Below are 19,353 nucleotides of genomic sequence, written 5' to 3' on the forward strand. Positions count from 1 at the left end.
ATAACCAGTGTGTTTGACCTGGTGGGACCCGAGTCCGCGTGTGCCACAGGCATACAACACAACCCCCTTACTACACCCCAGATTCGCTGCGCTGATGCATCTCAGCGCGGCAACCCCTCATGCCTGGTGACCATAGCGAGTTGGAACCACCCCTTCCCATCCCGAACAGGACCGTGAAACGACTTTGCGCCGATGATAGTGCGGACTACCCGTGTGAAAGTAGGTCATCGCCAGGCTCTTATACCCAGAACCCCCAAGCCCTTAAAGCTTGGGGGTTTTGCTTTTGCGCGGGCGAAAACGCAAAAGCGGTACCGGAACGTGCGTCGCCCGGGGAGATATCGCGGCCCGCCTATGCCAGGCAATTGTCCATTTGGCAATTTGCCACTATCATGGAGGCAAATGCCGGAGCCCGCCATGCAGACCATCGCCTTCCGCCCCACCGGCGCGCAAGCGCCTTACGAGCGTTATCTCGATCGATTAAGTGTTTTTCTTAGCACAAAAGTGCGCACGGGGGCAGACCTTGCCACCTTGGCCAACGATCGGCTCCCGGTTGACATCCTGGAGCGTCTGCTGGAGGCCGGGCTGTCGTGGGAAGAGATCACGTTCATCATTCCCCGCCGGACGCTCAGTCATCGCCGTGAAAAAGGCCAATCTCTTACCGTCGAAGAATCGGACAAGGCCATTCGCCTCGCCCGGATCCTGGCTCAGGCCGCCAACACCTTTGGTGACATGGAGCGTGGTCTGCGGTGGCTGCGGTCCACGCAGCAGCGGCTAGGCGGCGTTGCGCCATTGTCGTTGGCCGGAACGGAGCAGGGCGCCCATCTTGTCGAGGAGCAATTGGTGCAGATCGACGAGGGGTACTTTGCCTGATGATCCTTTGGCGAATCAGTAACTATGCCGATCTCAAAGGCGTTGGCGGATTGCGGGCGGGGGGGCGCTGGCATTTCCCAGGTCAGCCCGTTGTGTACCTGGCCGAGCATCCGGCACTAGCGTTCCTCGAGGTGCTGGTTCACCAAGAAGTGTCGCGGATCGAGGACCTTCCCACGAACTATCAACTCCTGAAAGTCGAGATTGATGACGCAGTGGCGGTGGCGAACATCCCGGACCTGCCACATAACTGGAAGGAAGACGCGGGTTGGTCGAAAAACGCCGGGACCGAATGGCTCTCCGTCCGATCCAGTCTGCTCCTGAAGGTGCCGAGTGTCCTCGTGCCCTACGCGTCGAACTATCTCTTCAATCCCGCTCACCCGGACGTGACCAAGGCGCGGATCGTTGAAGCCCAGCGGGTCGAACATGATCCGCGCATTCTGTCGTTACTGTCGGAACCGCGGTCCTGAAGTCGGTCTGGGTCCGGCTCAGCGATCCCAGACAACCGGTACTTTGGCGGAACATGCGGTGATCTTGCCCAGCCAATTTCGACTGGTGGTCAGCTCCACGCGACTGTCGTCCACGGGCGCGAGCTTCCGGTTCCAACGCTCGGCAACGCTCGTCGCCACATTGCCAGCCACCGCTTTGCACTCGGCCGCCGCGGTGCTGCGTAGCATCGTGAATTGCTGATATCGGTGGTAGACCAGCAATGTGAACCCGTCCGGCGAGTACTCGGTCGCATATTCCGTCGACATATCGTAGGTCGATAGTTGGCGACCCGTATTGGGACCGGTATGGGACGGCGCTGTTGTTGCGCAGGCCACCGACAGCAAGCAGGCTGTTGCCGCCGGAAGCGTTAGAAATCTCACCGTCCAACCGTTTTTCTTGTCCATAGTGCCGCGTGCCCGAGTAATGCGTGCTGGTTTTGCGGCAGGATGGTACCAAAAAATGCGGGCCCGAAATTCGGGCCCGGCTCCTGGATGCTTGTGCGGGACGTTCCGTGCCCGGGGCCCCAACGGCGGAGGCGCCGCCTTAGCTCAGCGGTCGAGAAATGCCCTGAGCTTGTCAGCCCGGCTGGGATGCTTGAGCTTGCGCATGGCCTTGGCTTCAATCTGACGGATGCGCTCGCGGGTCACGTCGAATTGCTTGCCGACTTCTTCCAGCGTGTGCTCCATGCTCGTGTCGAGGCCAAACCGCATCCGCAGCACCTTCGCCTCGCGCGGCGACAGCTCATTGAGCGCCGAGTCGATCTGTGCGCGCAGCCCGGCCATGATGGCGGCGTCAGCCGGTGAGCTCACCGCGTCGTCCTCGATCATGTCGCCGAGCGTCGTGTCGCCCTCTTCACCCACGGGGGTCTCAAGTGAAATGGGCTGCCGCGCAATCTTGAGCATTCCGCGTACCTTTTCCTCGGACAACTCCATACGTTCCGCCAGGACCGCCGGGTCGGGTTCCTTCCCGGTCTGCTGCAGGATTTCGCGCGAGATGCGGTTGAGTTTGTTGATGGATTCGATCATGTGGACCGGTACCCGAATCGTACGCGCCTGGTCGGCGAGCGCCCGCGTCACGGCCTGACGGACCCACCACGTGGCGTACGTGGAGAATTTCCAGCCGCGCCGGTATTCGAACTTGTCCACCGCCTTCATCAGGCCGATGTTGCCCTCCTGAATCAAGTCCAGGAACATCATCCCCCGGTTCACGTACTTCTTGGCGATGGAAATGACGAGACGCAGGTTGGCTTCGATCATTTCCCGCTTGGCCTGGCGCATTTTCAGCTCTGCGGCGCTCATCTGGCGGTTGATCTGCTTGAGTTGCTGCAGCGGCAGCGCGACCGTGGCTTCGATGTCGATCAGTTTCTGCTGCCCGGCCTGAATGGCAGGTAGATGCCGTTCGAGCGCCGGGCCGAACTGTTGCGACGTCGCCGCGGCGCGGTGTGTCCATTCCAGGTCGGTTTCGCTGCCCGGAAAGGACTGGATAAAGGCTTCGCGCGGCATCCCGCAGCGTTCCACGGCAATATCCAGAATGCTGCGCTCGATGGTCCGCACCTCGGCCACCTTGTTGTGCACACTGGCGCACAGGCTGTCGATCATTTTGGCCGTGAAGCGGATCGGCGCCAGTTCGCGCTGGATGTCCTCGCGCACGCGCGCAATGGCGGCGGTGCGGGCCTCGCCTGTGACGGGGCCCTCGGGGAGCTGTTCGAACAGGGCACGGACGCGTGCAAAAATGGCCAGGCTGTCGGTCGTCAGCTGTTCAAGACGGGCAGCGTTCGCTTTTTCAGAATCGCCGCCACCCGCGTCCTCGTCTTCATCGTCGGACGCCTCGTCGGCGTCGTCCGAGGCGTCGGTGTCCGCGTCGTCGGCAACGGCCGCGGCGTCATCGGAGATGTCGCCATCGTCCGTGGCGTCGCCCTCCGTGGGTTCGCTGATGCCGTCGACCAGTTCGTCGATGCGCAGTTCGCCGGCGATGATGCGGTCCACATCGGCCAGGATCATGGCGACAACCGACGGACACGCGGCGATGGCCTGGATCATGTCTTGCAGCCCGCTCTCGATGCGCTTGGCGACGGCGATCTCGCCGGCGCGGGTCAGCAATTCGCTGCCGCCCATCTCGCGCATATACAGCCGAACAGGATCCGTGGTGCGACCAAATTCCGAATCGACGGTCGAGAGTGTCGCTTCCGCTTCCTCATCGGCCTGGTCGTCAGGTGTCGTCGTGGCGGCATCGTTCAGCAGGAGCGTCTCGGCATCCGGCGCCTGTTCGTAGACGGCTACGCCCATATCGCTGAACGTGCTGACGATCGTGTCCATCGCCGCCGGCGTCACATTGTCCGGCAGATGGTCATTGATATCCGCATGCGTGAGATACCCGCGTTCACGGCCGAGCGCGATCAGCGCACGCATCTGGCCCTGACGCTCTGCGTCCTGTCGGGCGATGGACGCCTTGTCCGACAGCGGGCCCGTTGCCTGGTTCTTGCCTGCGGGCCGGCGGCGGGAGGGCTTCGCACCGGCCGGGTTCAAGCTGGACGGTTCAAGGTCGCGATCCGGATGAGTCAATACGTGCTCCTGGGCTGATGGCCGACGATTGCCGCGGCGATGACACTGGCGTTGGGCCTGCTGACCCATCGTGGAGGGCATTGCAGACCGGCAGCCGGACTGTCGAGACTAGCATGCCTCCCGCAGCCACCAGTGTGCGCAAAAAATTTGAATCGCGCATGATACTGGTCGCGGTGTTGCGGTGCAATATGTGCCGAGGTGTTGTCGCGCCGGCCGAATGCGCACGATGCGGGCTACCCGCAGATACTTCGACACCACACGACCGGGATAGCGTCGTCGCCTCCAACTACTTTTGGCGCGCAGGAGACGCAGACTCCATGCTGTCCCAAAAAAGCAAATGAATGTCCCACTCAGGCAAGTCGGATCGCCGGGCGCTGCAGATACTGGTTGCACAGAACACGGTGAACCCACCCGCGGATTCGCGGACTGCAGGAGACAGGACAATGAAGATCAGGCAAATCACACCGGCTATCGGCGCCGAGATTGCTGGCGTACATCTGGGCGACGCGTCGCGCGATCCGGCGCTTTTTGCGGCAATCAAGCGCGCGCTCCTTGCGCACAAGGTGCTGTTCTTTCGCCGCCAGGCGATCACACGCGCCGAGCATGTGGCGTTCGCCGGACGCTTCGGCCAGCTGGAAGACCACCCGGTAGCGGGCAGCGACCCGGAGCATCCGGGACTCGTGCGCATCTACCGGAGCGACAACCCACACAGCTACGAGAACAATTACCACTGTGATGGTTTGTGGCGTCCAAATCCCGCCATGGGTGCGGTCCTGCGCTGCATCGAATGTCCCGAGATTGGCGGCGATACCATCTGGGTCAACATGGTCAAGGCCTACGAGGAACTCTCCGAAGACATCCGGCAGAAGATCATTGGCCTGCGCGCGAGGGCGAGCATCGAGCACAGCTTCGGTGCCGTCATGACCGCGGAGGCCCGGGCGAAGCTGGTCGAAGAACATCCTTCCGTCGAACATCCGGTGGTGCGCACCCATCCCGAAACGGGCGAGAAGATCCTGTTCGTTGGAGCGGGCTTCACCACGCATTTCACCAACTACAGCACGCCGGCCAATGTGCGTCACGGCATCGACAAGGCACCGGGCGCCGCCTTGCTGCTCAACTACCTGATCAGTCGCGCCACCATTCCCGAGTACCAGGTGCGTTGGTCCTGGCAAGAAGGCGATGTCGCCGTCTGGGACAACCGGTGCACGCAGCACTACGCACTGAACGACTACTGGCCTGCGCCGCGCAAGATGGAACGTGCCGGCATCGTGGGCGACATCCCTTATTGAACCGACGGCGCGCTCAAGTGCCCTGACGCATCCTGGCGTCCCGGAAGCCATTACCTGGAGCATCGACATGCATTTTCTCGACGGTCACCTGTTTCCCGAGAACCAGCCGCCTCTGATCATTACCGCCGCACCCTACGCACCGGGCTGGCTGCCTTCGGACTTTCCCGAAGATATCCCGCTCACCATGGACGAACAGATCCAGAAAGCCGTGGATTGCTATCGCGCCGGCGCGACGGTGCTGCACTTGCACGTGCGCGAACTAGACGGCAAGGGTAGCAAGCGGCTGTCCAAGTTCAACGAACTGATCGCCGGTGTCCGCGAGGCGGTGCCAGACATGATCATCCAGGTAGGGGGATCCATCTCGTTCGCCCCCGAAGATGAAGGGCAGGCCGCCAAATGGCTGTCCGATGATACCCGCCACATGCTGGCGGACCTGGATCCCCGGCCAGATCAAGTCACAGTGACGGTCAACACGGCGCAGATGAACGTCACCGACCATGCCGAGGATGCCGACTTCCGCGGCACCTCGCGCGAGGACATGGCGCTGTTCAATGCGTACAAGAATATGACCGTCCCCGCCAATCCAGGGTGGGTCGAGGAACATGTGCGGCGTCTGACAGCGGCCGGGATTCAGAGCCAGTTCCAGTGCTACAACATCAACAGCTTCGAGTCGGTCGAGCGCCTGATGCGCCGGGGGTTCTACAAGGGCCCACTCGTCCTGAACTGGGTTGCCATTGGCGGCGGCATGGACACACCCAGCATCTATAGCCTGGCGAACTTCATGCGCGCCGTGCCGGATGGCGCGGTGGTCACGGTCGAAAGCAACGTGCGAAACGTGCTGCCGGTCAACGTGATGGGTATTGCGATGGGTCTCCACGTGCGCTGCGGCACCGAGGACGTCCTCTGGAACCTCCGGCGTACGGCCAAGCAAGGCACCGTCAGTCAAATCGAGCAATTGGTTCGCATTGCGCGCGAGATGGGCCGGGAGATCGCAACCGCCAGGCAGGCGCGCGAGATCTGCCAGATCGGTGTGTTCCACGATTCCGTCGAGGCGTCCCTGCGAGCCAATGGCTTCGCGCCGAACCGTAACGGGGGTAGCCAGGGCTTCCTGCGTAAAACGCAATGACTAGAACGCAATGACTGGACGCAGTTGGAAGACGAAGCCGATGATCAGGAGACCGTCATGCAACACAGAACCATCCGGGCGCGCCGCGCCCTCAGGCGGGCGGCCGCGCTTGGTGCGGCGCTGCTCGCCGCCGAAACTGCCATCCATGCGGCCGACTGGCCAACGAAGCCGGTGCGGATTCTGGTGGGCGCGCCACCGGGCGGCACCGCAGACATCATCGCGCGCCTGCTCGCACACGCCTTGCAGCGCCCGCTCGGGCAACCGGTGATCGTCGACTACAAGTCGGGCGCTGCCGGCACGATCGCGGTGCAGTCCATGCTGTCGGCGCCGCGCGATGGTTACACCTTCCTGCTGATCCAGAAGGGCATTGCGTCGGAAGTGCCGCTGGCCATCAAGGTGTCCTACGACCCGTTTCGCGACATCGTGCCCCTCGCGCAGCTGACGCGGCAGGGACTGATACTGGTCGGCAACCCGGCGCTGCCTGCGAAAAACCTGGCGGAGCTGGTCCGCCATATCAAGGCCAATCCGGGCAAACTGGACTATGCGAACTTTGGCATCGGCCTGCGTGGCCAGACGATTGGCGTGCAGTTCAACCAGCTCGCAGGTCTTGAGACCGGTGCCGTGAGCTACAAGGGGTCGCCCCCCGCGCTGCAGGACGTTATGGGCGGGCAGGTGCCGCTGATGTTCGATGGTCCCGCCACGTCGTTGCCGTTTATCCAGTCCGGAAAGTTGCGCGCCTACGCGGTCGCCTTTCCGAACCGGATATCGGCGCTCCCCAACGTGCCGACGTTCGCCGAACTTGGTTATCCCGAACTCAATGAGGTGGGCTGGATGGGGCTATGGTCCGCGTCCGGCGTGCCGCCCGCCGTCGCAGCGAAGATGCGCGACGCGATACACACGGCCCTGCAGTCCCCCGAACTGCGACGCAGGATCCAGGATCTTGGCATGGAGGCCGGCACGGCAGCCACCCCGGAAGAATTGGCCGCGGATGTTCGCGCGTCCTATGAGCGCCAGGGCAAGTTACTTCGCGCCATGCATTTCACGGCGCAATGATGCGGGAGCACAGACAATGAGAGCAGCAGGGCCGGGTGCCGAAGGTGGCCTGCTGGTCATCGAGGACATCGACGTGCCCACTCCGGGCAGCCAGGAGGTGTTGATTCGCGTTCGCGCGTCGGGCATCAATCTGGGCGAGATCAAGTATCTGCGTGAGCATCGGACGGGTGACCCGATGACCGCCGGCGTCGAGTTTGCCGGCGAAGTGGCGGAAGTCGGTGACAAGGTCGAGGGGTGGCGGACAGGCGACAGGGTGATGGGGCATGGTCGGGGCTGCCATGCCCAGTACGTGGTGGCATCACCGTTCGCACTAATGCCTGTGCCCGACGACGTGTCATGGGTCGATGCGGCGGCGTTTCCCAACGTGTTCATCACGGCCCACGATGCGCTGGTGAGTAATGGGGAACTGAAACCGGGCGAAACCGTGTTGATCAACGGTGCGTCGGGCGGCGTCGGCATGGCGGCAACGATGACGGCGAAAGCCTTGGGTGCGGGACGCGTCATCGTCTCGTCGCGGTCCGCGCACAAGCTGGAGCGCCTGGCGGCGTTCGGTGCCGACGTGGGAATCGACGCGTCGCGCGAAGTCCAGCACGAGGCCATCATGGCGGCTACGGACGGCCGGGGTGTGGATGTCATATTGACACCATCGGCGGCACGGTTTTCGAAGACAACGTCAGCTGCCTTGCCGTGAAGGGACGGCTGGTGAACCTTGCGCGGCTGGGCGGCGGCCAGTTTGGGCGAACTGACATCAACCGGCTTTGGCTGAATCGACTCAAGCTGATGGGTGCCACGTTTCGCACACGCTCGGAGTCCGAACGCCTTGCCTGCATCCAGGCGTGCGCGCGGGATCTGCTGTCGCATTTCCGCGCGGGGGGCCTCCGGCTGCCCATCGACAGGACGTTCTCCCTGGACGCCATCGCGGACGCGTATGCATATCTCGCACGCAGCGAGCATATGGGAAAGGTTGTCCTTACGGCCGACTGAGGGCGGGCCGGGGGCGGCGGCGGCCAGTTGTGGCGATGGGAGATCCTTGCCCCGGGGGCTGCTGCCGCCGCCATTGCGTGACGCTGCAGCCAAACTCCGCCCGAAACCAATGGCTGAAGCTACTTTGGTTCGAAAAACCCAGCAGGCTGGCGATTTCGCCAATTGGCTGGTCGCTCTCGGCCAGATGCCGGATCACCAGTTCCGAACGGACCTCGTCCAGCAGGCCGGAGAACGTCGTCTGGCCATCGGCGCTCAGATACCGATGCAGCGTGCGACGATCCACCCGCAGATGGCGCGCGACCTGCTGTGCCGTGCATCGCCCGCCGGGCAGCAGCGCCATGATGAGCTCCCGGCAAGATTCGCGCGTCCCTTCGCCACGGTTCCTGAGGGCGGCTTCCAGGTAGTCTCGCGCAAGTTGTGTGGCCCCGGAATGGTCCGGCGTGCGGGGCTTCTGCAGATCGGCGCTTGCGCACACCAGGCCGTTGAACGGCTGATTGAACATTGGCTTGCGGCCAAAGAACGTCTGATGGGCAGTCAGGCTGGCCGGGGGGCGATGGGTAAAGCAGACCTGCAGCGGACGCCACTGCGGACCGATGAGCTCGCGCAGGATGCGAAACATCATGCCGACGGCCAATTCCATGGCCTGGCGGGTCGAGTAACCGGGACTTGGCAGCAAATCCTCCCGAATGATCACCGTCTGGCCGACATCTTCCACATGCGTGACGAGCGACGTGCTCAGCAGTTTCAGGTAACGGCATAGCGTTTCCAGCCCCTGCCGTGGAGAGGGCGCTTCCTTCAACACCAGGCTGATCGGCCCGAGATTGGAGAACGTGCGGCGCGCGGCCATCTGCAGCGCAAAATCTTCCCTGCCGGTGGCGTTGACGGTGGCTTCCAGCAGTTCACGCAGGGCACTGCTTGGAATGAGAGTCTCGGGATTCTTCAGGAGCCGCGCCGACAGGCCCGCCGCGCGCAGCAAGGCCACCGGATCCTGGCCAAGCGACTCCACCAGCTCGATGTAGCCGTTGAGCGTGGCGCTGCGGACGAGCCGCCCTACATTTGACATGACGTGACTTCCACGGTCGGACGGAAACGAGTATGCATCAACTCGCCGCCTGGCTCACACGCGCGGTGCAGGCCATCGACTGGACGCGGCCGGACGAAGACAAGCCTCTGCGGCCGCCGCCCGGAGTCGTCGTCATAGCTGGGATCTCAGCAATGCGGTCAGGCGGTCCGACAGCTTCTCGCGCCACGGGCGGCTATTCCACGATGCCAATGAGACCGGACGCGAACGGGCAAGATCGTCTTCGAAAATCCTGGTCTGCTGGGCGGCAAACTCCCGGTCCAGAATATTGAGGGTCGCTTCGTCATTGAGGCGGAACGAGCGGTTGTCGAAGTTTGTCGAGCCCACGGACACCAGCAATCCGTCCACGATGAGCACCTTGCAGTGATACATGGTGGGGCCGTACTCGGCGATGGTCGCGCCGGCTGCCAGAAGCGGGCCCCACATACCGCGGGACGCCGACCGGGAGGTCTCGGCATCGATGTGCGCGCCCGGGACAATGATTCTCAGTCGGACGCCGCGTTCCAGGGCGGCGAGCAAGGCTTTGCGGGTCAGGTCATCGGGTACGAAATACGCCGCGGAGAGGTCGATGGTGTGGCTTGCCGCAGTGATGGCGAGCAGATACATGAGCGCCATGCTTTCACTGCCGCCAGTAGGCGAACTGCTGAACATCTGGGCGCGACCGTCACCGACAGGGGCCAGGGCCGGAAAGTACCGCTCCCCATGTGGCACGTCCCCGGTCACCTTGATCCAGTTGTCCAGGAAGACGGATTGCATTTGCCCGACGACCGGTCCCTCGACGCGGAAATGCGTGTCGCGCCAGTGCTGCGGATCCTCGGCATGCCCGGTCCACTCGGGGGCAATGCCGACCCCGCCAGTAAAACCGACCATGCCATCTACGATCAGTAGCTTGCGATGGGTACGGTTGTTGAGCTTGCCGATCGTATACCAGTGGATCGGGTGATATCGCTCCACCTGGACCCCGGCCCGCTTCATCTGGTCGAGGATAGTCGGGTCGATTTTCGAGCTGCCTACCCAGTCGAGCAGAACCTTTACCGCCACGCCTTGCTCAGCACGGTCGGACAGGGCGCGGGCAAATTCTTCGCCGATCGGGCCAGACCAGTAGATATACGACTCGAAGTTAATGGTCTCTTTGGCGCTGCGAATGGCAGCCAGCATCGACGGGAAGATCTCGTCGCCATTGATGAGAACGCGGTAACGATTGCCTTCGAGAATAGGCGGCCCCAGGAGTACGCCGAGCTCGCGCGCAAAGCGCGGGTCATCGAGGGAATATTCGCGGGTAAGCCGGTGCTCGATGCGTTTCTCGCTGCCAATGAAGTTATAGGCGACGACGGCGCCAAGCGCCGTCAGCAGGCAGACGACAACCGCGACCCAGGCAGTGCTACGCCTGATGCGAATGAATGACATACCACCTCCCGGCCTCTGTTCGTGTTCTGCGAATAGCTTAGAGGGGCATGGCTCGCTCCGGCACCGGATACTGTCTGACACAAGGGGCGAGGGGCGTATCGCAACCGGGGCAACGCTCGCTGCCGTGATCGCGGTGATTGGTCGGTCCTGTCACGGTTGAAAAATGCAATTAGCCGCCATGCGATGTATTCAACCTCCATGTCGGCGCCCGCATTGCCTCGATCCGCTTCGGTACGCACAGGGATCGGCCAAGCAAAAGAAAACAGCCCGATCCACTTAAAGCCGATCGGGCTGTTTCGGTCAGACTCGCATCTCGTGCGAGACGTGCAAGGGCTAACCTTTTGCCCTGCGCAATGCGCAGGACATCGCACGCTTAGGCCGATGCAGGAGTAGCAACTTGTGCCGGCGCGGGCTCTGCCGACGACTTCACGCTGGCAGCCTTGGCACGAACGACTTTCGCAACCGGCTTCGCCGCGGGCTTGCGTGCGGCGGCCTTGGGCGCCTTTACTGCCTTAGCGGGCTTCACTGCCTTGGCCGGCTTGGCCGCCTTTGCCGTCTTGAGCGCCTTCACAGCTTGCGGCTTTGCGGCCTTCTTTGCCGGCGAACCCTTAACCGCCGGCTTGGCCTTCGCCTTTGCCTTGGCGGCTGCAGCCTTTTCCTTCGTGGCGGCAAGCTTTTCCTTGGCGGCGGCCTTTTCCGCTGCGATCGCGGCGCGAGCCGATTCCTTCAGCTTCTTCAGGTCGGCGGCTGCCTGGACGATGGCCTTCTTGCCAGCCGCAACTTGCTTGGCCAGATCTGCGCGGAACTTCGCCAGCTGCTTTTCGGCAGCCTTCACTTCGCGGGCGATGACGCTTGCCTTCTTCGCGGGCGTTGCAACAGCTTTCCTGGTTACGCGTTTCACTGCAGTTGCTGCGACTTTCTTGATGGCCATGTTGGCAAACTCCGTAAAATTGGTTTTCGACGGGGGCGGAGTGTATCAGCGAAAAGTTGCGGAGGCCATGCACGCGACAGATTTCCTCGTCACAAGACAACAACGGTTTTCACATCAGCAGGCAGATCGGCGAAGACCGCCACGCGATGCGCGCAGGGGTGCCGGGCGGTAGCCGAGCGAAAGCCGTTCGCTAAACGTCTCGCAGTCATTGGCTACGCTGCACCCGCAATACCTGTCCGCCGGCACTGGTTTCCGCCAGCACATAGAGCTCGCCCGCAGCATCCCTGCCGAACGAGTACACCGTCCCAGGCAGCGGCAAAGACCAGTCAATCGATTCGTTCACGGTGCCGTCTCGATACACAAAGCTCTTCAACCGGCCCGCGCAGAGATCCGTGTAAAAATAGCGGCCATTGAGCTCCGGGATGGCATTCCCACCGTAGACAAAGCCGCCCAGGATGGCGCACCGCCCGTCGGCGTGGTCGTACTCGAACGCGGGCGGCGTCAGCCCGGTCGTGTCGCACGTTGAAGCGCCCACGCATACCGACCCTTCCGTACGCGCCCAGCCGAAGTTCAGCCCGGGTGTCGTAGCCGGGACGATATTGACTTCTTCCCGAGCATCCTGCCCGACGTCAGCGATATAGATCAATCCGCTCGTGTCAAACGAAAAGCGCCACGGGTTACGCAGACCGCGCGCCCAGATTTCCGGGCGGCCACCCGATCCGGAGGCAAAGGGATTTTCCGGGGGCACACGATAGCCGCCGCCACTCACGTCGATGCGCAGCATCTTGCCCAGCAAAGAGCCTGTGTTCTGGGCATTGCCAGCGGGGTCATTGGCGCCGCCTCCGTCGCCGGTGGCCAGGTACAACATGCCATCGGGTCCGAAGGACAACTGTCCCCCATTGTGATTTGACTGGCCCGGATGCGGAATGGAGAGGAGTACGGTCCCATTCGTGTCGGCGATATCGGCATTAGTCGTCGACACCTGATAGCGGGCCACCGTGATGGCACCATCGCTTGCCGTGTAGTAGACAAAAAACCGGCCATTGGATCCGTAGCCGGGGTCGAAGGCCATGGAGAGCAGCCCCCGTTCGCCGTCGGTCGATGTCATCGACGAGATGTCGAGAAACGGCGTGCCCAGCAGCACGCCGTTGCGAATCACCCGGATCCGGCCGGCACGTTCGACGACAAACAATCGCGTATCGTTTGCCGGTGCTGTCAGATAGATTGGGGCGTCGAGTCCGTTCGCTACCGTGGCCAAGGACAAGCGCAACGTTTCTGGAGCGGTGTATGTCACATTGACTGACGAGGCCTTGTCTGCGCTGACAGTGACCAACTGCGTGGGCTGTGCCGGCTTGAAAACGGCATTGCCATTCAACACATTGCCTGCCGTGATCGTGTAGGTGCCGGCGGCAAGGTTCGCGAAGGTAGTGGCCCGGCTCACTGTCCGTCTAAAGTCCGCCGGCCCGGTGACCGACACGTTGGCGTCGGTGCCCGAGGGCAACCCTGAGACTGTCAGGGCGAGCGACGCCGTGCCACCGCCTGGACTGGCGCCCGTGCCAGATCCGTCTGTACTGCCGCTGCCCGAGCCGTCGCCGCCGCACGCCGAAAGGGCAACCAGGCATCCGGCCAGAAGAATGGACGCTACCCACTGAAATCGGTCAGCCATGACTTGCTCCCTGGATGCTTGTGGCAGCACGCTACGCCAGCCACCCTGCCGGCGAACCTCGCCGCGTTCGCGGCGATGGGATTGAGCAAGGAACCTGCCAGGCGCCAGGCCGGAGAGATAAGGAGAGCCCGCTGCGTCAACCCTGGGCCGGATGCCACTGTGCCAATGCTCCGTAGGCCAGCGGTGGCACGCACCGCCACCGGTCTCTGGCACACGGCACCATCAGCAGGGCAAGTCGTCCGCTTAATTGAAACGGTAGCCGGTCACGGCGCTGACGATCAGACGGCGAGGCGCGCCGGATCGGTGACTTTTACAACGGCGATCGCGCCTTCTACCATCCGCAGCGTAATGCCCGTGTCGGCAGTGAGGCACTTTGAAAGTGGTAGTCTGTGTTGGGCAACGCCAGCCATGAAATAGACGAGGCCGACTCAAGGAGATCGACATGCCCAGGAAAACAGACGAACAGGTACACGCCGAGATCGAGGCCTTGAAATCGCTCCAGCCCCGGCTTCCGCAACGCGCGCAACAGGCAGTCGCCGCGGCGCTAAAGGTGCTCGAAGCAGGGCTGTCACACGACAGCGTGTATGAGATGTTCGAGGAGGGCAGCGAGGAATTCGAAGACGCCTTTGCCGCGCGTATGTGGCGCGACGGCGTTGGGGGCAGCGATTCGCTATCGGCGCTTTACCGAGAGCTGATCTAGCGCTCGGCTGGCACAGACAGACGACGCCGTTGCCGAGTGCCCACGGCAGATGGCGACCCTGCCACGATCCGACGCTGCGACGAGGGGTTCGGGCTTGCCGATTCCCTCGAAGGGATTGCGCTGGACGCCCTGCAGCAGCAGGTTGATACGTTTGAGGGTCTTGCCATGTGATTTAACATAAGCTTTATTATGTCGCATAAATCACATTTACTGGACTGCCAGATGGCGCCGCGCTTCCTCCCGTACGAGATGGAGCGCGTGCGCCTTGATGTTGCGGCATACCGGATCTGAAGCCAATACCTCGACATCCCGGGGTCCAGCCGCGACGGGGACATTGATTTGCTCCCGGATACGTCCGGGCCGTGCCGACATGACCACGATCCGAGTACCAAGCAGGATGGCCTCGTCAACATCGTGCGTGACGAAGACCACGGTGGTGCGCAGGCGGCGCCAGGTTTCCAAAAGCAGTTCCTGCATCAGCGACCGTGTCTGCGCGTCCAGCGCCCCGAATGGTTCATCCATCAATAACACTTCCGGGCGCATGATCCACGCCCGCGCTAGCGCGACGCGCTGCTTCATGCCGCCAGAAAGTTCCCATGGATTTGCATCGTGATGGCGCTGCAACCCCATCTGCTGCAGCAATTCGGTCGCACGCGGGCGCCAGTCCGCTTCGGGCAACCCTTGCATGCGAGGCCCAAACGTTACGTTGTCAAAGACAGAAAGCCACGGGTACAGCAGCGGTTGCTGGAACACCATGCCACGCGAGGGCGACGGCCCGGTCACGAGCCGATCCTGGCTCAGGATTCGCCCCTGCTGTGGCGTCTCGAAACCAGCCATCAGGTTCAGAATCGTCGACTTTCCGCAGCCTGACGGGCCCAGCAGAACCACGAATTCGCCGCGCTCCACCTGCAGGCTCACGTCCTGCAACACCGGGAGCTGCGCGGCTCGAGACGAACCAAAAGCGAACGTCACGCGTTCGAGAGCAATGTCTGCCATGTCAAGTCTTGCCCGTCCAGGGAACGATGGCCCGTTGCAACGCCACCAGCGCTACGTCCAGGGCGTATCCGATGAGTCCGAGAATGACGATGCCGATCATCACGACATCGGTACGCAGGTAGGACCCCGCATTGATGATCATCCAGCCCACGCCGGACGTGGAAGCCACCAGCTCCGCGGCCACCAGCGCCGTCCATCCGATGCCTACCGACAGCCGGATCGTCGTGAACAGGTCCGCCGCGCAATGCGGAAATACCACGCGCCAGAAAATCTGCCGGCGACCCAGCCCCAGTGTTTGCGCCACGCGTATATAGCCCTGCGGCACCCCTTGCACGGCCGCGGCAGCCCCCACCAGTACGTTCAGAAACGTGGCGATGAAGATCAGGAAGAACTTCGAGGCCTCGTCGATGCCAAGCCAGACGATCGTCAGCGGAATCAGTGCGATCTTGGGCAGCGGGCGCAGGAACTGGACAAACGGATTCAGCGCTGCGTTGAGTCCGCTATGCAGTCCCATCGCGAGGCCGAGCGGCACACCGATCATCACAGCCATCACAAACGCCGACATTGCGCGTGCCAGACTGATGCCAATATGGCGCGCCAGCGGGATCTGCCCATACCCGTGTTGCCACAGGTCAGCCAGCGTCCCGAGCAATTCGCTCGGCGGTGGAAGGAACAGCGTATCGACCCAGCCCGATCCACCCGCAATCTGCCAGAGTCCCAGCACGGCAATCACCGCCAGGGCGCTGACCGCACCCTGACGCATACGACGCGACGCCACGACTACTTCGCCGCCTTCAGTTGTTCGGCCAGCTTCAGATAGCGGGGATTGATTGACGCCGAGAAAGACGCCGGAATATCGGTGCGGCGAATCTGGTCGATACTGCCCAGGAATTCCGCCGTCTTTCGCACGGCGCCCGCCAGCACTGTCTGGTCGGTGTTGCTGCCGTCACCGAGCCACTGAGGCTTCAGTTGCTCCTCGATGGATGGATAGTTGTTACCGTTGATCGATTCCTTCACCGCCGCCGGCGTGGCGCCCAGTTCCTTGGCAATGGCTTCGGCCACGGCGTCTGGGTTGCGGCGATAGTTGGCTACCTGCTGCTCCAGCACCAGCAATAGCTTGGCCACAAGCTCCGGGTGCTTTTCGCCAAACGCCTTGCTCACTGAAATGCCGTTGAAGATCAGGTAGCCGTCCTTCTTCAGGTCCTTGGTATAGAACACCGGCTGCCCGCCATTGGCTTCCAGCGTGGAGTTGAACGGCGCCCATACGTAGCCGGCATCGATGTCGCCGCGTCGCCATGCGGCCACCAGCTCATCCGGCTTGAGCGGCACGAACCGGATTTTCGACCGATCGATCTTGTTGAGTTGAATAGCCGTATCCAGCGCATATTGCGCCGTGGAGTTTGGCGGATAGCCCACCGTGTGGCCAGCCAGGTCCTGCAACGCGTGAATGTTCTTGGCCTTGCGGCCTACCAGGCGCTCATACGTGGCGATATCCGCAGAAATGCCGGCAAGTTCGATCGGTAGCTTGCGGACGATGGCCGAGACGGTTGGACTCGACCCGAAGTTGGCAATGTCGACGCTGTTGCTCGCGAACAGGTTCAGTACATCGGCACCCGTACCGAATTGCACCCACTTGACCGGCGCCCCCAACGCTTTTTCCAGCGACCCATCGACCTTGGCGTTGACGATAAGCTGCGCGCCGCCACTGTAGGCGATGCGCACTTCCTTTGGCAGAGGCTCTGCCGCGTTGCCAATGGACATGGCCAGGGCCAGACCCGAAAACAGGAGTATTTGTAGGGATTTGTGCATCGCGGTGGAAGGGTTCCATAGACAGGACGGCCATGTTAGGCGGCAACGCCTTCCGCACAAACGACCGATTACGGATATGGAAAAGCCACCCCGACGCATATGCAATGCAGATCGCCGCTCCTGCGCCTGCGGTTTAAATCCCGAATATCCATCAAAGGCTGACAGCGGCGCCTTCCGCCGCGGCGGCCTGCCATCCCCCACCCAGTGCCTTGAAGGCAGCAATGGCCGCACGGGCCGATTGCGCTTCCGCTCGCGCTTTTGCGTCGGACGTCTTCAGCAGGTTCTCGTCGGCCAACAGGACTTCGATCAGGCGTACCACACCCTTCTCGTAAGCCGCGAACGACGAATTCCGGGCCTGGCGCAGCGCCAGTTCGCCGCGTTCGAGGGTATTGGTTTGTTCCTCGCGCTTGACCAGCGCCGTGAAAGCGTTCTCCACATCTTCGGATGCGCGGAGCACGGTTAGTCTATAGCCAGCCAGCGCCTCGGCCTCCTGTCCCTTGGCCTGCTGGATCTGCGCGCCGATGCGTCCGAAATCGAACAGCCGCCAGCGCAGTCCGGCCACGCCGCCGGCCTGGTTGGCGCCGGCCGAGAACAGATTGCCGCTGGCCACGGTCGTCGCGCTGCCCAGCAGCCCGCTAAGTGTGACCTTCGGATAGTACTCGGCGATGGCGGCGCCGATGCGGGCATTCGATGCCGCCAGCCGGCGCTCCGCCACGATGAGGTCGGGGCGCCGCCGCAGCAAGTCGGCGGGCGTGCCCGTGGCCGCTATCCGTGGAGCGGCCGGGATCGCCTTGATGTCGGCAAGTTCGGCGCGATAGGTTCCGGGCGGGCTGCCAAGCAGCACGTCCATCGCATTCAGCGCGGCATCGAGTCCCGATTCCAGTTCGGGAATGGTGGCCTCCACCTGCGCGAGCGCGCCTTCTGCCTGCTGCACTTCGAGCGCGGCGGCAAGTCCCCTGGCGTAGAGAAGCCTGACGGTCGACACAAGTTTCTGCTGTGTCTCCACCTGCTGCCGCGCGATCGACAGCCGGGTCTGAAGGCCGCGGACGGTCACGTAGGTGTCCGCCGCCTTGGCCGCCACTTCTACCCGGGTGGCCACCAGCCCGGCCTCCGACGCCAGGTACTCCGCCTGCGAAGCCTCGCGCTCGCGCCGCAGGCCTCCGAAGATATCGATCTCCCAACTTGCGGAAAGGTCGGCCTCGTACAGGCTGCCATGCCGGTCGAAATTCGGCGCCGCGTTCAGCACCCGGCCTAGCGGCGTCTCGACGGATTGGTACTGCTTCGCGGCCTGGGCACTCACTGCGCCCGATGGCAACAGCGCCGCCGTGGCGTAGCGCAGCCCTGCCCCCGCCTGCGTGACACGCGCGGAGGCTGCCGCGAGATTCAGGTTCTGGTCCAGTGCCAGCCGCACGAATCGTGTCAGTTGCGGATCGCCAAAGCCTTCCCACCAGACTTCGAGATCCACCCGGGCGGCGGCCTGGCGCTGCTCCACGTCGCGCTGGCCAAGAAAACGTTCAGCGTGAGGCACATCTGGCTTGCGATAATCCGGACCGACGGCACAGCCGGCGAGCGCCGACAGGGCGATGGCGGTGACAACCGCCGCGTAGAGATGGCTTCGGGGACGCGAACGAAGGGACGGAGAATGCATAGGCGGGCGGAATGGCATGGGAGGTTGCTGTGCGTGACTTGTGACCATAATACAAACTGGTCACTCTTTGTCAATGCCAAATCAGCGTGTAAGCTCATGCCATGACCGATACCCCCATCGATACCTCCGCCCTTCCCCCCCTGCCCCGTGGTCCTGCGGATCACAGCGTGCGCAACCAGATCGTTGACGCGGCCACCGAGCATTTCAGCCTTTACGGATACGAAAAGACCACCGTGTCCGATCTGGCGAAGGCCATCGGATTCTCGAAGGCCTACGTCTACAAGTTCTTCGATTCCAAGCAGGCTATCGGCGAGGTGATTTGCGGCAACTGCCTGGCCCAGATGCGCCAGGCAGTGGACGAAGCCGTGGCCGGCGCGGATTCCGCCACCGAGCGGCTGCGGCGCCTCTTTGCCACGCTGGCCGAGGCCGGCAGCCGGCTTTTCTTCCAGGACCGCAAGCTCTATGCGATTGCCGTCGTGGCCTGCGAGGAACAGTGGGGCTCGGCCCGCGCGTATGACGCCCACATGCAGCAGCTGATTCTTCAGATCGTGCGCGAAGGGCGCGAAGCGGGCGAATTCGAGCGCAAGACACCACTCGACGAAACCGCTCACGCCATCTACCTGGTGATGAAGCCTTACCTCGACCCGCTACAACTCCAGTACAACCTCGACTTCGTCGAAGTGGCGCCGGCGCAGCTCAGCAACCTGATCTTGCGGAGCCTGGCGCCCTGACCCGCAGATATCTGT

General features: G+C 62.7%; 17 protein-coding genes, 1 rRNA gene and 2 pseudogenes. 9 read left to right on the top strand and 11 right to left on the bottom strand.

Annotated features, from left to right (window positions below):
- The first annotated feature begins 122 nt into the window (after positions 1-122).
- The 3 genes from rrf to D9X30_RS08630 all read left to right on the top strand — a co-directional run bounded on the left by rrf (position 123) and on the right by D9X30_RS08630 (position 1,337).
- Positions 123-236, top strand: a 5S ribosomal RNA gene (gene rrf, locus D9X30_RS08620).
- Positions 237-414: 178 nt separating this feature from the next.
- Positions 415-870 (top strand): Xre family toxin-antitoxin system antitoxin, encoded by a 456-nt coding sequence (locus tag D9X30_RS08625; RefSeq protein ID WP_153949623.1) that lies wholly within the window; start codon positions 415-417, stop codon positions 868-870.
- Positions 867-1,337: an RES family NAD+ phosphorylase gene (locus D9X30_RS08630; protein ID WP_153949700.1), complete on the top strand. Its 471-nt coding sequence runs from the start codon at positions 867-869 to the stop codon at positions 1,335-1,337. Before D9X30_RS08625 ends, D9X30_RS08630 begins: the two co-directional genes overlap by 4 nt.
- Before the next feature lie 18 nt (positions 1,338-1,355).
- Here D9X30_RS08630 and D9X30_RS08635 read toward each other — a convergent pair whose 3' ends face one another.
- Both D9X30_RS08635 and rpoD read right to left on the bottom strand, forming a co-directional pair.
- Complete coding sequence (locus D9X30_RS08635) at positions 1,356-1,760, bottom strand: hypothetical protein (RefSeq protein WP_153949624.1); 405 nt, start codon at positions 1,758-1,760, stop codon at positions 1,356-1,358.
- A gap of 144 nt (positions 1,761-1,904) precedes the next feature.
- Entirely contained in the window at positions 1,905-3,764 is a 1,860-nt protein-coding gene (gene rpoD / locus D9X30_RS08640) for an RNA polymerase sigma factor RpoD (protein WP_228771070.1), read from the bottom strand.
- Positions 3,765-4,360: 596 nt separating this feature from the next.
- Here rpoD and D9X30_RS08645 point away from each other — a divergent pair.
- From D9X30_RS08645 to D9X30_RS08660, 4 genes and pseudogenes are all read left to right on the top strand, one after another.
- Positions 4,361-5,206 carry a TauD/TfdA dioxygenase family protein gene (locus D9X30_RS08645; RefSeq protein WP_153949626.1) on the top strand — a complete coding sequence of 282 codons (846 nt, stop codon included), beginning with the start codon at positions 4,361-4,363 and terminating at the stop codon, positions 5,204-5,206.
- 67 nt (positions 5,207-5,273) lie between these two features.
- Positions 5,274-6,332 (top strand): beta-keto acid cleavage family enzyme, encoded by a 1,059-nt coding sequence (locus tag D9X30_RS08650; protein WP_153949627.1) that lies wholly within the window; start codon positions 5,274-5,276, stop codon positions 6,330-6,332.
- 57 nt (positions 6,333-6,389) lie between these two features.
- Entirely contained in the window at positions 6,390-7,385 is a 996-nt protein-coding gene (locus D9X30_RS08655) for a tripartite tricarboxylate transporter substrate binding protein (RefSeq protein ID WP_153949702.1), read from the top strand.
- A 16-nt stretch (positions 7,386-7,401) separates the two neighbouring features.
- Positions 7,402-8,369: pseudogene (locus D9X30_RS08660) on the top strand (quinone oxidoreductase family protein).
- Here D9X30_RS08660 and D9X30_RS08665 read toward each other — a convergent pair.
- From D9X30_RS08665 to D9X30_RS08680, 4 genes are all read right to left on the bottom strand, one after another.
- The gene (locus D9X30_RS08665; RefSeq protein WP_153949628.1) at positions 8,356-9,432 is read right to left on the bottom strand and encodes an AraC family transcriptional regulator; all 1,077 of its coding nucleotides are present in this window, start codon (positions 9,430-9,432) and stop codon (positions 8,356-8,358) included. The pseudogene D9X30_RS08660 and the gene D9X30_RS08665 overlap by 14 nt on opposite strands.
- A gap of 132 nt (positions 9,433-9,564) precedes the next feature.
- Entirely contained in the window at positions 9,565-10,857 is a 1,293-nt protein-coding gene (locus D9X30_RS08670) for a phospholipase D-like domain-containing protein (RefSeq protein ID WP_153949629.1), read from the bottom strand.
- 373 nt (positions 10,858-11,230) lie between these two features.
- Positions 11,231-11,788: a fumarate hydratase gene (locus tag D9X30_RS08675; RefSeq protein ID WP_153949630.1), complete on the bottom strand. Its 558-nt coding sequence runs from the start codon at positions 11,786-11,788 to the stop codon at positions 11,231-11,233.
- 205 nt (positions 11,789-11,993) lie between these two features.
- Positions 11,994-13,454, bottom strand: coding sequence for a PQQ-dependent sugar dehydrogenase (locus D9X30_RS08680; RefSeq protein WP_153949631.1), 1,461 nt, complete (start codon positions 13,452-13,454; stop codon positions 11,994-11,996).
- Between the two features lie 442 nt (positions 13,455-13,896).
- Here D9X30_RS08680 and D9X30_RS08685 point away from each other — a divergent pair, with 442 nt between their 5' ends.
- Positions 13,897-14,154 (top strand): hypothetical protein, encoded by a 258-nt coding sequence (locus tag D9X30_RS08685; RefSeq protein ID WP_153949632.1) that lies wholly within the window; start codon positions 13,897-13,899, stop codon positions 14,152-14,154.
- A 75-nt stretch (positions 14,155-14,229) separates the two neighbouring features.
- On the opposite strand, the pseudogene D9X30_RS08690 reads toward D9X30_RS08685, so the two are convergent.
- The 5 genes and pseudogenes from D9X30_RS08690 to D9X30_RS08710 all read right to left on the bottom strand — a co-directional run.
- Positions 14,230-14,352, bottom strand: a pseudogene (locus D9X30_RS08690) (type II toxin-antitoxin system YoeB family toxin); the annotation flags it as partial.
- A 9-nt stretch (positions 14,353-14,361) separates the two neighbouring features.
- A complete protein-coding gene (locus D9X30_RS08695) occupies positions 14,362-15,150 on the bottom strand; it encodes an ABC transporter ATP-binding protein (RefSeq protein WP_153949634.1) in 789 nt (262 codons plus the stop codon).
- Position 15,151: 1 nt separating this feature from the next.
- On the bottom strand, positions 15,152-15,928 hold the full coding sequence (locus D9X30_RS08700) for an ABC transporter permease (RefSeq protein WP_249640918.1): 777 nt from the start codon (positions 15,926-15,928) through the stop codon (positions 15,152-15,154).
- Positions 15,929-15,930: 2 nt separating this feature from the next.
- Positions 15,931-16,911: a taurine ABC transporter substrate-binding protein gene (locus tag D9X30_RS08705; protein WP_228771064.1), complete on the bottom strand. Its 981-nt coding sequence runs from the start codon at positions 16,909-16,911 to the stop codon at positions 15,931-15,933.
- Between the two features lie 199 nt (positions 16,912-17,110).
- Positions 17,111-18,607, bottom strand: a complete 1,497-nt coding sequence (locus D9X30_RS08710) for an efflux transporter outer membrane subunit (protein ID WP_153949706.1) — start codon at positions 18,605-18,607, stop codon at positions 17,111-17,113.
- Between the two features lie 101 nt (positions 18,608-18,708).
- On the opposite strand from D9X30_RS08710, the gene D9X30_RS08715 reads away from it, so the two are divergent.
- The gene (locus tag D9X30_RS08715) at positions 18,709-19,338 is read left to right on the top strand and encodes a TetR/AcrR family transcriptional regulator (protein ID WP_153949636.1); all 630 of its coding nucleotides are present in this window, start codon (positions 18,709-18,711) and stop codon (positions 19,336-19,338) included.
- The last annotated feature ends 15 nt before the right edge of the window (positions 19,339-19,353 follow it).

Origin of the sequence: Cupriavidus sp. U2 (genome assembly GCF_009663685.2) — a bacterium.
Taxonomy (GTDB): domain Bacteria; phylum Pseudomonadota; class Gammaproteobacteria; order Burkholderiales; family Burkholderiaceae; genus Cupriavidus; species Cupriavidus necator_C.